Origin of the sequence: Cupriavidus sp. L7L, assembly GCF_004353535.1 — a bacterium.
GTDB lineage: Bacteria > Pseudomonadota > Gammaproteobacteria > Burkholderiales > Burkholderiaceae > Cupriavidus > Cupriavidus oxalaticus_A.
Map to the genome: position 1 here is coordinate 556,806 of NZ_SMNY01000009.1, position 12,582 is coordinate 569,387.

The 12,582-nt window shown below is 67.0% G+C and carries 11 protein-coding genes; 7 read left to right on the forward strand and 4 right to left on the reverse strand.

The features are described 5' to 3' along the window. Positions 1–23: 23 nt before the first annotated feature. Positions 24–989, reverse strand: a complete 966-nt coding sequence (gene trxB, locus E1J61_RS10470; RefSeq protein ID WP_133093979.1) for a thioredoxin-disulfide reductase — start codon at positions 987–989, stop codon at positions 24–26. Between the two features lie 242 nt (positions 990–1,231). Between trxB and E1J61_RS10475 the strand changes: the two genes are divergently transcribed. Then, positions 1,232–3,568 (forward strand): DNA translocase FtsK, encoded by a 2,337-nt coding sequence (locus tag E1J61_RS10475; RefSeq protein WP_133093980.1) that lies wholly within the window; start codon positions 1,232–1,234, stop codon positions 3,566–3,568. 51 nt (positions 3,569–3,619) lie between these two features. On the opposite strand, the gene E1J61_RS10480 is transcribed toward E1J61_RS10475, so the two are convergent. Then, positions 3,620–4,351: a hypothetical protein gene (locus tag E1J61_RS10480; RefSeq protein ID WP_133093981.1), complete on the reverse strand. Its 732-nt coding sequence runs from the start codon at positions 4,349–4,351 to the stop codon at positions 3,620–3,622. A 150-nt stretch (positions 4,352–4,501) separates the two neighbouring features. Between E1J61_RS10480 and lolA the strand changes: the two genes are divergently transcribed. The 4 genes from lolA (at position 4,502) to E1J61_RS10500 (ending at position 7,257) form a co-directional block, all read left to right on the forward strand. Continuing rightward, on the forward strand, positions 4,502–5,137 hold the full coding sequence (lolA, locus tag E1J61_RS10485) for an outer membrane lipoprotein chaperone LolA (RefSeq protein ID WP_133093982.1): 636 nt from the start codon (positions 4,502–4,504) through the stop codon (positions 5,135–5,137). An 8-nt stretch (positions 5,138–5,145) separates the two neighbouring features. Next, a complete protein-coding gene (locus E1J61_RS10490; protein WP_243736828.1) occupies positions 5,146–5,583 on the forward strand; it encodes a hypothetical protein in 438 nt (145 codons plus the stop codon). 98 nt (positions 5,584–5,681) lie between these two features. After that, positions 5,682–6,020 carry a hypothetical protein gene (locus E1J61_RS10495; RefSeq protein WP_133093983.1) on the forward strand — a complete coding sequence of 113 codons (339 nt, stop codon included), beginning with the start codon at positions 5,682–5,684 and terminating at the stop codon, positions 6,018–6,020. A gap of 199 nt (positions 6,021–6,219) precedes the next feature. Then, the gene (locus E1J61_RS10500) at positions 6,220–7,257 is read left to right on the forward strand and encodes a Fe(3+) ABC transporter substrate-binding protein (RefSeq protein ID WP_133093984.1); all 1,038 of its coding nucleotides are present in this window, start codon (positions 6,220–6,222) and stop codon (positions 7,255–7,257) included. A gap of 52 nt (positions 7,258–7,309) precedes the next feature. On the opposite strand, the gene E1J61_RS10505 is transcribed toward E1J61_RS10500, so the two are convergent. Further along, positions 7,310–7,984, reverse strand: a complete 675-nt coding sequence (locus tag E1J61_RS10505) for a HEAT repeat domain-containing protein (RefSeq protein WP_133093985.1) — start codon at positions 7,982–7,984, stop codon at positions 7,310–7,312. 150 nt (positions 7,985–8,134) lie between these two features. After that, a complete protein-coding gene (locus tag E1J61_RS10510; protein WP_133093986.1) occupies positions 8,135–9,778 on the reverse strand; it encodes an iron ABC transporter permease in 1,644 nt (547 codons plus the stop codon). Between the two features lie 124 nt (positions 9,779–9,902). On the opposite strand from E1J61_RS10510, the gene E1J61_RS10515 reads away from it, so the two are divergent. After that, positions 9,903–11,033, forward strand: coding sequence for an ABC transporter ATP-binding protein (locus E1J61_RS10515; protein WP_133093987.1), 1,131 nt, complete (start codon positions 9,903–9,905; stop codon positions 11,031–11,033). Positions 11,034–11,113: 80 nt separating this feature from the next. After that, the gene (locus tag E1J61_RS10520) at positions 11,114–12,493 is read left to right on the forward strand and encodes a replication-associated recombination protein A (protein WP_133093988.1); all 1,380 of its coding nucleotides are present in this window, start codon (positions 11,114–11,116) and stop codon (positions 12,491–12,493) included. The last annotated feature ends 89 nt before the right edge of the window (positions 12,494–12,582 follow it).

Below are 12,582 nucleotides of genomic sequence, written 5' to 3' on the forward strand. Positions count from 1 at the left end.
GTGGCCGGTTCGGAGAGGCGGGATTACTTCAGGGCTTCGACAAAACGCTGCGCATCCAGCGCGGCCATGCAGCCGGTGCCGGCGCTGGTGATTGCCTGGCGGTAGACGTGGTCCTGCACGTCGCCGGCGGCGAACACGCCCGGCACGCTGGTGGCGGTGGCGTCGCCCTGCAGTCCCGACTTGGTCACCAGGTAGCCGTTCTTCATTTCCAGCTGGCCGGCGAACAGGTCGGTATTGGGCTTGTGGCCAATGGCGATGAACACGCCCGCCAGCTTCAGGTCTTCGGTCTGGCCGGTCTTGGCGTTGCGGATGCGGATGCCGGTCACGCCCGAATCGTCGCCCAGCACTTCGTCCAGCACGTTGTCGTAGCGGATCTCGATGCGGCCTTCCTTTTCGCGCTGGAGCAGGCGGTCGACCAGGATCGGCTCGGCGCGGAAGCTGTCGCGGCGGTGGATCACGGTGACCTTGCTGGCGATGTGCGACAGGTACAGCGCTTCTTCCACGGCGGTGTTGCCGCCGCCGACCACGGCGACTTCCTGGTTCTTGTAGAAGAAGCCGTCGCAGGTGGCGCAGGCCGACACGCCGCGGCCCATGAAGGACTCTTCCGACGGCAGGCCCAGGTATTGGGCCGAGGCGCCGGTGGCGATGACGAGGGCGTCGCAGGTGTATTCGCCGGCGTCGCCGATCAGCGTGAAGGGGCGGGCCGGCTTGCCGTTTTCATCCACCAGCTTCGCGGTGTGGATGTGATCGAAGATGATTTCGGTCTTGAACTCTTCGGCATGCGCCAGCAGGCGCTGCATCAGCTCGGGACCCTGGACGCCCTTGGCATCGCCCGGCCAGTTCTCGACGTCCGTGGTGGTCATCAGCTGTCCGCCCTGGGCCAGTCCGGTGATCAGCACCGGCTGGAGGTTGGCGCGGGCCGCGTAGACCGCGGCGGTATAGCCGGCGGGACCAGAACCGAGAATCAGCACTTTTGCGTGTTTTGCCATGATGCGTTCCTGTGGCCGGTGCGGCATGATGCCCACCGGCATTGCTCGAAACCGACATTATAAGAGGAGCCGCAATTGCCCACTGTTGCAAATTCCAATGGGTGCGATAGCCGCCGCCCACGTTAAAATGGCCGCCACGATGCCCGTCAGTCACCTCGTCAGTTACCTCGTCAGTCCGCTGACTCAGGCCGACGGCGGCGCCAAACGCATCCGGAATCACCCTAAAAGAGTCCTATCCAGGCATGGCCCGAGCTACCACGACCACCCGCACCGATCCATCGGCCTTGCCATCCCGCATCGGCAAACTGCTGGGCGAGGTACGCTGGTTCCTGCTGCTGGCCGTCACGCTGGGTTTCCTGTGCGTGCTGGCCAGCTACAGCAAGACCGACCCCGGCTGGTCGCATGCGAACCAGGTCGCCGATATCCATAACCTGGGCGGCCGTGTCGGGGCCTGGGTGGCCGACGTGCTGTTCTTTATCTTCGGCTTCTCGGCTTACTGGTGGGCGGTGCTGCTGGTGCGGCGCTGCTGGCGCGGCTGGCGCACGCTGACGGCCGAGCTGCCCGAGCGCGCGGACGACCGCCAGCATCGCCAGGGCGTGACGGTGAGCTGGATCGGCTTCGTGCTGACGCTGCTGTCCAGCATGGGGCTGGAGGCGATCCGCATGTACCCGCTGCGCGCCGCGCTGCCGCGCGCGCCGGGCGGGGTGCTGGGCGACACGCTGGGCGGCTGGATGCAGGTGGCGCTGGGCTTCACCGGGGCGACGCTGCTGCTGCTGCTGCTGTTCGCGATCGGGCTGTCGCTGTTCTTCCACTTCTCGTGGCTGTCGGTGGCCGAGCGTATCGGCGGTTTCGTCGAGACCGTGTTCCTGGGCTTCAAGGCACGCCGCGAGAGCAAGCAGGACCGCATCATCGGCGAGGCCGCCAAGGTCGAGCGCAAGGAAACCGTCGAGGTGCAGCGCGTGCGCATCGAAGAGGCGCCGCCGGTGCAGATCGTGCGTCCGCAGGCCGTGCCCAAGCATGAGCGCGTGGAACGCGAGAAGCAGCAGCCGCTGTTTGCCGATATCCAGGACTCGGACCTGCCGCCGCTGTCGCTGCTCGACCCGATCCCGCCGCACCAGGAAACGGTCAGCGCCGAGACGCTGGAATTCACCTCGCGGCTGATCGAGAAGAAGCTCAAGGACTTTGGCGTGGAGGTCAAGGTGGTGGCGGCCTACCCGGGGCCAGTCATCACGCGCTACGAGATCGAGCCGGCCACCGGCGTCAAGGGCAGCCAGGTGGTCAACCTGGCGCGCGACCTGGCGCGTTCGCTGTCGCTGGTGTCGATCCGCGTGGTCGAGACCATCCCCGGCAAGAACTACATGGGCCTGGAGCTGCCGAATCCGAAGCGCCAGACCGTGCGCCTGTCGGAGATCCTGGGCTCGCAGGTCTACAACGAGAGCGCTTCCAGCCTGACCATGGCGCTGGGCAAGGACATCGCCGGCAAGCCGATGGTGGCCGACCTGGCCAAGATGCCGCACTGCATGGTCGCGGGCACCACGGGCTCGGGCAAGTCGGTGGGCATCAACGCGATGATCCTGTCGCTGCTGTACAAGGCCAAGCCTGAGAGCGTGCGGCTGATCCTGATCGACCCCAAGATGCTCGAAATGAGCGTCTACGAAGGCATTCCGCACCTGCTGTGCCCGGTGGTGACGGATATGCGCCAGGCCGGCAACGCGCTGAACTGGGCCGTCGGCGAGATGGAGCGGCGCTACAAGCTGATGAGCAAGCTGGGCGTGCGCAACCTGGCGGGCTACAACAAGAAGATCGACGAGGCCGCGGCCAGGGAAGAGAAGATCCCGAATCCATTCAGCCTGACCCCGGACGCGCCGGAGCCGCTGGACAAGCTGCCCACCATCGTCATCGTCATCGACGAGCTGGCCGACCTGATGATGGTGGTCGGCAAGAAGGTGGAAGAGCTGATCGCCCGCATCGCGCAGAAGGCGCGCGCCGCCGGCCTGCACCTGGTGCTGGCCACGCAGCGCCCGTCGGTGGATGTGATCACCGGCCTGATCAAGGCCAACGTGCCGACCCGCATTGCCTTCCAGGTCAGCAGCAAGATCGATTCGCGCACCATCCTCGACCAGCAGGGCGCCGAGACGCTGCTGGGCATGGGCGACATGCTGTACCTGGCGCCGGGCACCGGCTTGCCGGTGCGCGTGCATGGCGCCTTTGTCTCGGACGATGAAGTCCACCGCGTGGTGGAGAAGCTGAAGGAAGGCGGGGAAGCCAACTACATCGAAGGCATCCTCGAAGGCGGCCTGACGGACGATGGTGGCGGCGATGGCTTTGGCGGCGGCGCTGGTATCGGCGGTGGCGGTGGCGAGGCGGATCCGCTGTATGACCAGGCCGTGGAAGTGGTGCTGAAGAACCGCCGCGCGTCGATCTCGCTAGTGCAGCGCCACCTGCGCATCGGCTACAACCGCGCCGCGCGGCTGCTGGAGGATATGGAGAAGGCGGGGCTGGTTTCGGCCATGTCGGGCAATGGCAATCGCGACATCCTGGTGCAGGGCGGTGGCGCGGCTGCGCGGGATGATGAGTGACTAGCGGAGGCGGGCATTCAGGCTGGCCGTGGATAGCCCAGCCTGAGTGTGCTAGCGGCGCTTAAGCAGTAGGTCGAGCTTCGCGTTGACGTTGTCGACCTTGGCGTTGACGTTATCGACCTTGGCGTTGACGTTATCGACCTTGGCGTTGACGTTGTCGACCTTGGCGTTGACGTTGTCGACCTTGGCGTTGACGTTCTCTAACTTCTCGTTGAATTCTTCAAAGCCCTTTTCGACCCGCACCTCCAGGCGCTCGATGCGCGAATCAACTGCGTCCAGGCGACCCGTGAGGCGGCGGTCCATTTCGGTGATCCGAGAGGCGAGCGGACCGGTGGCCTTTTCGATCTTGTCCTGGGTGCTCTCATTCAGCCACGACATCACGGAAAAGACGAACGCTACACCGGCCAGAATGCCCGTGACTACCATGGCGGGATTAAAGGGCTTGGCAGCGGTCTTTTCCTGCCAGGCGTCGAGTTCAATCCTGACCTGGCGTGTCGCGATCCTCTTCATCTCGTCGCGGTCGAGACGCCTGGCGTCGTGCCGGAATGGCTGACGCCCGGCAGCAGGTTTGGCGTTGGTCATATTGCTGGCCCAGTGGATTTGGCCGCCTCCCGGCGAAGCAGCGAGCAAGAGGCGGCGTGGCGAGTGCTCTACGTACATGCACTGCATTGTCTTCCACGCCAAGTAAAGAAGCGTTTCGTCCTGATACGAGATTCGCTTTACTGGGTCCTTTACCGCAAATTGAGAGTTTTCGTGCCTGAGCCGGCGCAGTTCGCGCACCATCTGCCGTAATATCCGGTTACCCGCGAAGCAGGGGCGGCGCGGAATCCTGCACCAGCAGCTGGCTCTAACAAGACACGTTGACCGTGGAGTGGACTGCCTGTCAGACGCCGCACAGGGTCAACGCATTCGATAACAACCAGGATCCAAATCATGCGCAACCGCATCCTCGTGTCGGCCTGCGCCGCGCTGGCGATGTTTGCCATCCAGGCGCCGGCCCATGCCGCAGCTACCGACCAGCTGCAGAGCTTCGTCACCGGTGTGAAGAGCGCGCGCGGCGAATTCACGCAGCGCCAGGTCAAAGGGCAGGGCGCCAACGTCAAGGTGACCGGCAACTCCAGCGGCACCTTCGTGTTTGCGCGCCCGGGCAAGTTCACCTGGCGCTATACCAAGCCCTACGAGCAACTGCTGCAGGCCGATGGCCAGACCCTGTACATCTACGACAAGGACCTGAACCAGGTCACCGAGCGCAAGCTCGATGCCGCGCTGGGTTCCAGTCCGGCCGCGATCCTGTTCGGCAGCAACGACCTGGAAAAGAACTTCGCCATCAAGAACGGCCCGACCCGCGATGGCGTGGAATGGCTGGAACTGACGCCCAAGGCCAGGGACACGCAGTTTGAGCGCATCGGCATTGGCTTCAAGGGCGGCAACCTCGAAGCGATGGAACTGCGCGACGCCTTCGGCAACACCACCTTGCTGACCTTCACGAACATGCAGAAGAACCCGCCGCTGGCGGCCGATGCATTCCGGTTCACGGTGCCCAAGGGCGCCGACGTGATGAAGCAATGAGGCCCGCCATGATCGCCAACTCAGCCATGGCCGTTCGCATCGTCGCTGCCCGCGGACGTTACGGCGCAGTGATCCTGGCGGGTGCCGGCGCGCTGGCGCTGGCGGCTTGCGCCAGCGTCGGCGGCGGCGCCAGCAAGTTCGATGTCGATTCCTTCCTGCGCGCGCCGGACACGGCGTTGCCCGAAGTGCTCGGCAACGCGGAGTTCCTGAAGTCGACGCGCGTGCCCGCATCGGAATGCGCGGCCATGCTGCAGTCCGCCAGCACCGGCGTGCTGGAAGACCTGCCGCCAAGCAGCAACGCGCGCGGCCCCGCCTGGCTGCTGCATCCCAAGGGCAAGCCCGAACAGGTCTGGTTAGTCGTCAGCGAGTCAGGCGGCGAACGGACGTGCCACGGTCCGTTGCCGGCCGACGCGATGAAGAGGCTGGCCAACCGCGCCAAAGGCTGATTGCGCCGGCTTCAGCGCTGATGGGTTGCGATTGGAACGCCGCCAGCGGGCATGTGTCGAACCGTCCACATCCAAGCGGAAACAAAAAAGGAAGCGACATGCTTGCAATCCGAACCACAGTACATACCCGTCGACTGCTCTGGCTGGCCGCGGGCGCGGCCTTGCTGGCCGGTTGCGCGACGCAGCCCAACGAGCCGGCACCTATGCCCGGCCCGCAAGGTGCGCGGGGCACCCCGGCCGGCTGTGCCGCCGACAAGGTTGCCGACGACACGCTGGTGGGCAAGAGCGAGGCCGAGGCCGTTGGCCTGCTGCAAGGCTGTGCATGGCGGCTGGGCGAACGCGACGGGCAGCAATTTCCCGGCACGATGGACTACAACCCCCAGCGCCGCACCCTCGGCATCAAGGCTGGCAAGGTTGCGTGGGTGCGGCGCGGCTGAAGCGATGTGCAAGCACATCCACATGGTGCGTCGGGCACGCAATTTTTGATTTCTCAACAGGCGCCAACATGACAAAAATGTAATTTGACCGGCTGAACAAGAATCAATATTGTTTTTGGCTGTCCGGAATCCAATAACCGGGCAGTCCCGGGTGTCCCGGATGCTGGCGACTGCCCAACCATGCTGGGGAGCCATTCGCGTGAAGACCACTATTCGAACCTTGCTGCCGCGTGTCGCGGCGCTGGCCCTGCTGACGCTGCCGCTGGCGGCCGCCGCGCAGGAAAAGGTGCTGAACCTCTATACCGCACGGCACTACCAGACCGACGAGGCGCTGTACGCCAACTTCACCAAGCAGACCGGCATCAAGATCAACCGCATCGAAGGCCAGGAAGATCCGCTGCTTGAGCGCATCCGCAATGAGGGCGCCAACAGCCCGGCGGACGTCTTCATCACCGTCGATATCGGCCGCCTGTGGCGGGCCCAGCAGGCCGGCGTGTTTGCGCCGGTCAAGTCCAAGGTGCTGGAGTCGCGCATTCCCGCCAACTACCGCGACCCGAACGGCGAGTGGTTCGGCTTCTCGGCGCGCGGCCGCGTGATCGCGTACAACAAGACCGCGGTCAAGGCCGGCGACATCGCCACCTACGAGGACCTGGCCGATCCCAAGTGGAAGGGCAAGGTGTGCACGCGTTCCAGCGGGCACGTCTACAACCTGTCGCTGGTGTCCAGCCTGATCGCGCACGACGGCGAGGCGCGCACCGAGCAATGGGCACGCGGCGTGGCAGCCAACCTGGCGCGCGCGCCCAAGGGCGGCGATACCGACCAGCTCAAGGCCGTGGCCGCGGGCGAGTGCGACGTGGCGATCTCCAACACCTACTACATCGCACGCCTGCTGAAGTCGACCAAGCCGGAAGACAAGGCCGTGGCCGACAAGCTGGGGGTGGTGTGGCCCAACCAGAAAAGCCAGGGCGTGCACATGAACATCTCCGGCGGTGGCATGCTGAAGCACGCGCCGAACAAGGAGGCCGCGGTCAAGTTCCTGGAATACCTGGCCAGCGATGATGCGCAGCGCTACTTTGCCGACGGCAACAACGAATGGCCGGTGGTGCAGGGCGTGAAGGTCAGCAATCCGGCGCTCGATTCGCTGGGCGAGTTCAAGGCCGACAGCATCAACGTGGCCGAGCTGGGCAAGTACCAGCCGCAGGCGCAGAAGCTGCTGGACCGCGCGGGCTTCAAGTAAGCCGCAGGTCAGGCCGGCCGTCCCTGCACGAGGATGGCCGGCTGGTTCCGCGCTACAGCAGGAACCGCTTGTTTCCCTTCACTTCGGCCGGCTCGACCTTGCGGAACGTCAGCTTGACGCTGCTGTCGAGCCGCCGCCCGGCCTGGCTCCGGATCAGCGCGCGCTGCAGCAGGCCCTTGTGGCCGACTGTGCCTTCCGCATAGGACTGGTCCCCGACTGTTCCCAGCGCCATAGCGGCCAGCGCCTGGTTGCGCTCCGCCGCACTCTTTTCCAGCAGCTTGTCCAGCGCCATGCGGGCGCGCACCTGCGCGGCCAGCGCCGTGTCGCCGGGATTGGCGCGGGCACGCTCGGCGTCCCATGGCAACCGCACCTTGCCCGCCAGCCGGCGCAGCGCCGCGCGCAGTTCGGCGCCGTCCATGCGCGATTCCTGCACGATCCACACCGCATCATGGCGCACTGCCGCTTCGGCATCCGCCATGCGGCGTATCAGCGCGGGCTGCAGGCTGGGCGAGGTGAACTGGCGCCCGCGGCGGATGGCGTTGAGCGCGATACGGCGCACCTGCGGGTTGGCGTGGTCGGCAAGGTCGTCGATGATGCGCGCCGCGGTATCGGCGGATCCGATCATCTCGGCCAGTTGGCCGGCCAGCGAGATTTCTTCCACGCCGCTCAGTGTGTTGCGGCTGACCAGCCGGTTCAGCTTGAACAACAGGATGTGGTATCGCAGCATACGCCCCCGTCAGGCATTCCGGCGGCAGGCGCCGAAGGACCCGGCGTGCCGCTGTTCTTGTCCCCGGGCGAGCGCCGGGCCATGAAAGGCTATCGGCGCGGCACGGCGGGACTTTAGCGGGCTACTGAGCGAGTGGGCTAGTGGGGCGGCTCAGCGTTGCGCCTCGCGCCGGATCGTGCGCGACAGCACGATCACCGGCAGCAGGCCGACGGCGACGATCACCAGCGACGCGGTCGCGGCTTCGGCCAGGCGTTCGTCGGCAGCGAGGTTGTACGCCTGCACGGCCAGCGTATCGAAGTTGAACGGCCGCATCACGAAGGTAGCCGGCAGCTCCTTCATCACATCGACAAAGACGATCAGCGCCGCCGTCAGCAGGCTGCCGCGCAGCATCGGGAAATGCACGCGCCGCAGCGTGGCGCCGGGGCCGTGGCCGAGGCTGCGCGCGGCGGCGTCCATGCTGGGCGTGATCTTGCCCAGGCCGGCATTGACCGTTTGCAGCGCTACGCCCAGGAAACGCACCAGCAGCGCATACACCAGCGCCGCGATGCCACCGGTCAGCAGCAAACCGACCGACAGCCCGAACTGCTGCTGCAGCCATGCCGACAAGGCATTGTCGAAGCGCGCCACCGGCACCAGCACACCCACCGCGATGACCGACCCGGGCAGCGCATAGCCCATGCCGCAAAGCCGCGTCAGCCCGCGCATCAGCCACCCGCGCCGGCCGTTCGCGGCGCGTCCGGCGTAGCCGATCGCCAGCGCCACCAGCACCGCCGCCAGCGCCGTCGCGCTGGCCAGCAGGAAGCTGTTGCGCACCAGCCCGACAAAGCGCGGACCGAACTGGGCGTCGCCGTCGGTAAAGGCCATGCGGCACAGCATCAGCGCCGGCACCAGGAAGCCCAGCAGCACCGGCACGGCGCAGGCCGCCAGCGCGAGCCAGCCGCGCGTGCCGCCGAGCGTCCATGCCGCGGCGCGGCGCTGGTTGCCGTAGACCTGCGCCCGACCGCGGCTGGCGCGCTCCATCAGCAGGATCGCGGCGACGAACAGCAGCATGCATGCCGACAGCTGTGCCGCCGCATTCTTGTCGCCGAGCGAAAACCATGCACGGTAGATGCCGGTGGAAAACGTGGGGATGGCAAAGTACGCCACGGTGCCGAAGTCGGCCAGCGTTTCCATCATCGCCAGCGCGGTGCCGGCGACGATGCCGGGCCGGGCCAGCGGCAGCACCACGCGCCAGAGCCGGCTCCAGGTGCCGTGGCCGAGCAGGCGCGCGGCTTCGATCGTGTTCTGGGTCTGCTGCAGGAAGGCGGCGCGCGCCGTCAGGTAGACGTAGGGATACAGCACCAGCGAAAACAGCGCGATGGCGCCGCCCAGCGAGCGGATGTCCGGGAACCAGTAGTCGCGCGCCTTCCAGCCGGTCAGTTCGCGCAGCCAGCCTTGCACCGGCCCGGCGAACTGCAGCGCATCGGTGTAGGCGTAGGCGATCACATAGGCCGGCATCGCCATCGGCAGTACCAGCGCCCATTCCATCACGGCATGGCCTGGGAAGCGGTAGGTCGAGACCAGCCATGCCGTGGTTACGCCAAGCAGCAGCACGCCCGCGGCCACGCCCAGCAGCAGCCAGATGGTGTTGATCACATACTCTGCCAGCACCGTGTCGATCAGGTGGCGCCAGGTCTCGCCGGCGGGCAGCAGCACGGCTGAGGCGACCACCAGCACGGGCACGGCGATCAGCAGCGCCATCGCGAGCGTGGCCAGGGTCAGGGGGTGGAAGCGGCGGCGGCTGAGTAGGAGCATGCGGTGGATTCAATGGGAGCGCGCCCGGACAATGTGGCGCCGGCGCGGCAGCGGGCTGCCGCATTCTAGCAATGCCGACACGAGAGGGCCCCGCGGCGCGGCGCCACGTCCCTATAATGCGCACATGCGAACCGATTCCTATTCCCGATTACCCGAAGCCCAGGCACGCACGCGGCCGATGGCTCGCAGCGGCACCCACGAGGCTGCCGCCAGCGCCGCCGTCATCGAGGTCGACCGTATCCGGCATGCGTTCGGCCGGCAAGCAGTGGTCAAGGGCCTGTCGTTTGCGCTGGCGCGCGGCAACATCGCCTGCCTGCTGGGCCCCAGCGGCTGCGGCAAGACCACCGTGCTGCGCGCCATCGCCGGCTTCGAGCCGTTGCAGGACGGCCGCATTGTGCTGGACGGGAGGACCGTGTCGTCGTCGGACGCGCTGGTGCCGCCGGAGCAGCGCCGCATCGGCATGGTGTTCCAGGACTACGCGCTGTTCCCGCACCTGGACGTGGCCGCCAACGTCGGTTTCGGTCTGACCCGCGCCGGCCGTGCAGAGCGTGCGGAGCGGGTGGAAGAGGTGCTGCAGCTGGTCGGGCTTGCCGGCTCGGGCCGCAAGTATCCGCACGAGCTCTCGGGCGGCCAGCAGCAGCGGGTGGCGCTGGCGCGCGCACTGGCGCCGCGGCCCGAACTGCTGCTGCTCGACGAGCCGTTCTCCAACCTCGATGTCGATCTGCGCGAGCGCCTGAGCCTGGAAGTGCGCGCGATCCTGAAGGCACAAGGCACCACCGCCATCCTGGTTACGCATGACCAGTACGAGGCCTTTGCCATGGCCGACGAGATCGGCGTGATGCATGACGGCGTGATCGAGCAGTGGGGCAGTGCGCACGAGTTGTACCACCGCCCGGCATCGCGCTTCGTCGCCGGCTTTATCGGGCAGGGGGTGCTGATGCCGGGGCACCTGCGCGGCGATGGGCGGATCGAAGTGGAGCTGGGCATGCTGCACCCGGCGGTGCCCCTGCAGCTGCCCGCGGATGCCCCGGTCGACGTGCTGGTACGTCCTGACGACATCGTCCACGACGACGCCAGCCCGATGCAGGCGGAGGTGGTGCACAAGGCCTTCCGGGGCGCCGAGATCCTGTACACGCTGCGGCTGGCCAGCGGCGGCCGGGTGCTGGCGCTGGTGCCCTCGCACCACAACCACGCGGTGGGCGAGCGCATCGGCATCCGCGTGGAGATCGAGGACGTGGTCGCCTTTGCCGCCTAGCCCGGCGCCCTGGCCCGGCACCAGGCGCGGGGCGCCGATGGTCTACACTGTGGCGTTCTGCAATCGCAAGGTTTGATGACGTGGCGGACTCGCTGTTCTCCGATACCCCTGACCGTTCCCGGCAACCGCTGGCCGAGCGCCTGCGCCCGCGCACCATCGACGAGGTGATCGGGCAGCAGCACCTGCTGGGCCCGGGCAAGCCGCTGCGCGTGGCGTTCGAGTCGGGCGAGCCGCATTCGATGATCCTGTGGGGCCCGCCCGGGGTGGGCAAGACCACGCTGGCGCGGCTGATGGCCGATGCCTTCGACGCCGAGTTCATCGCGCTGTCGGCGGTGCTGTCGGGCGTCAAGGACATTCGCGAGGCGGTGGAGCGCGCCGAGCAGTTCCGCGCGCACGGGCGGCGCACGCTGGTGTTCGTCGACGAGGTGCACCGCTTCAACAAGAGCCAGCAGGATGCCTTCCTGCCGCACGTCGAGAGCGGGCTGTTCACCTTCATCGGCGCGACCACCGAGAATCCATCCTTTGAGGTCAACGGCGCCTTGCTGTCGCGCGCGGCGGTCTACGTGCTCAAGAGCCTGGACGATGCCGAGCTGACGCAGCTGGCCCTGCGCGCCAGCGAAGAGCTCGGCGGCATCGCGTGGCAGGACGAGGCGCTGCAGCTGATCGTGGCCTCGGCCGATGGCGACGGGCGCAAGCTGCTGAACAACATAGAGATCGTGGCGCGTGCCGCGCGCACCGCCGGCGCCGCGCAGATCGATACCGCGCTGCTGGGCAGCGCGCTGTCGGAAAACCTGCGCCGCTTCGACAAGGGCGGCGATGCCTTCTACGACCAGATCAGCGCGCTGCACAAGTCGGTGCGCGGCTCGGACCCCGACGCTGCCCTGTACTGGTTCTGCCGCATGATCGACGGCGGCGCCGATCCGCGCTACCTGGCGCGGCGCATCGTGCGCATGGCGTGGGAAGACATCGGGCTGGCCGATCCCCGCGCCGCGCGCATCACGCTGGACGCGGCCGAGACCTATGAGCGGCTGGGCTCGCCTGAGGGTGAACTCGCATTGGGCCAGGCGCTGATCTACCTGGCCATCGCGCCCAAGTCCAATGCCGGCTACAACGCGTACAACGCGGCACGCGCCTTCGTCGGCAAGGACAAGTCGCGAGCGGTGCCGGTGCACCTGCGCAATGCGCCGACAAGGCTGATGAAGGAGCTTGGCTACGGCCATGCCTACCGCTACGCGCACGACGAGCCCGAAGGCTACGCCGCCGGCGAGCACTATTTTCCGGACGACCTGAAGGCGCAGGGCTGGTACCAGCCGGTGCCGCGCGGGCTGGAAGGCAAGATCGCCGAGAAGCTGCGCCACCTGCGCGAGCTGGACGACGCCTGGCATCGCGAGCAGCGCGCGGTCAAAGCGCGGGAGAAAGCTGGCAAGGACGGTGACAAGGGCGGCGGCAAGGACCAGTAGCTTCCGCAGGCCAGCGGCGTCTTCCGCCGCCAGTTCGCTCGTCCCGGCCCATGCGGGTGCAGTAAAATGGCGGGTCCGCCGGCATGTCG

Coding starts and splice junctions, on each gene's coding strand:
- trxB (WP_133093979.1), bottom strand. CDS start 989: ATGGCAAAACACGCAAAAGTGCTGATTCTCGGTTCTGGTCCCGCCGGC.
- E1J61_RS10475 (WP_133093980.1), top strand. CDS start 1,232: ATGGCCCGAGCTACCACGACCACCCGCACCGATCCATCGGCCTTGCCA.
- E1J61_RS10480 (WP_133093981.1), bottom strand. CDS start 4,351: ATGGTGCGCGAACTGCGCCGGCTCAGGCACGAAAACTCTCAATTTGCG.
- lolA (WP_133093982.1), top strand. CDS start 4,502: ATGCGCAACCGCATCCTCGTGTCGGCCTGCGCCGCGCTGGCGATGTTT.
- E1J61_RS10490 (WP_243736828.1), top strand. CDS start 5,146: ATGATCGCCAACTCAGCCATGGCCGTTCGCATCGTCGCTGCCCGCGGA.
- E1J61_RS10495 (WP_133093983.1), top strand. CDS start 5,682: ATGCTTGCAATCCGAACCACAGTACATACCCGTCGACTGCTCTGGCTG.
- E1J61_RS10505 (WP_133093985.1), bottom strand. CDS start 7,984: ATGCTGCGATACCACATCCTGTTGTTCAAGCTGAACCGGCTGGTCAGC.
- E1J61_RS10510 (WP_133093986.1), bottom strand. CDS start 9,778: ATGCTCCTACTCAGCCGCCGCCGCTTCCACCCCCTGACCCTGGCCACG.
- E1J61_RS10515 (WP_133093987.1), top strand. CDS start 9,903: ATGCGAACCGATTCCTATTCCCGATTACCCGAAGCCCAGGCACGCACG.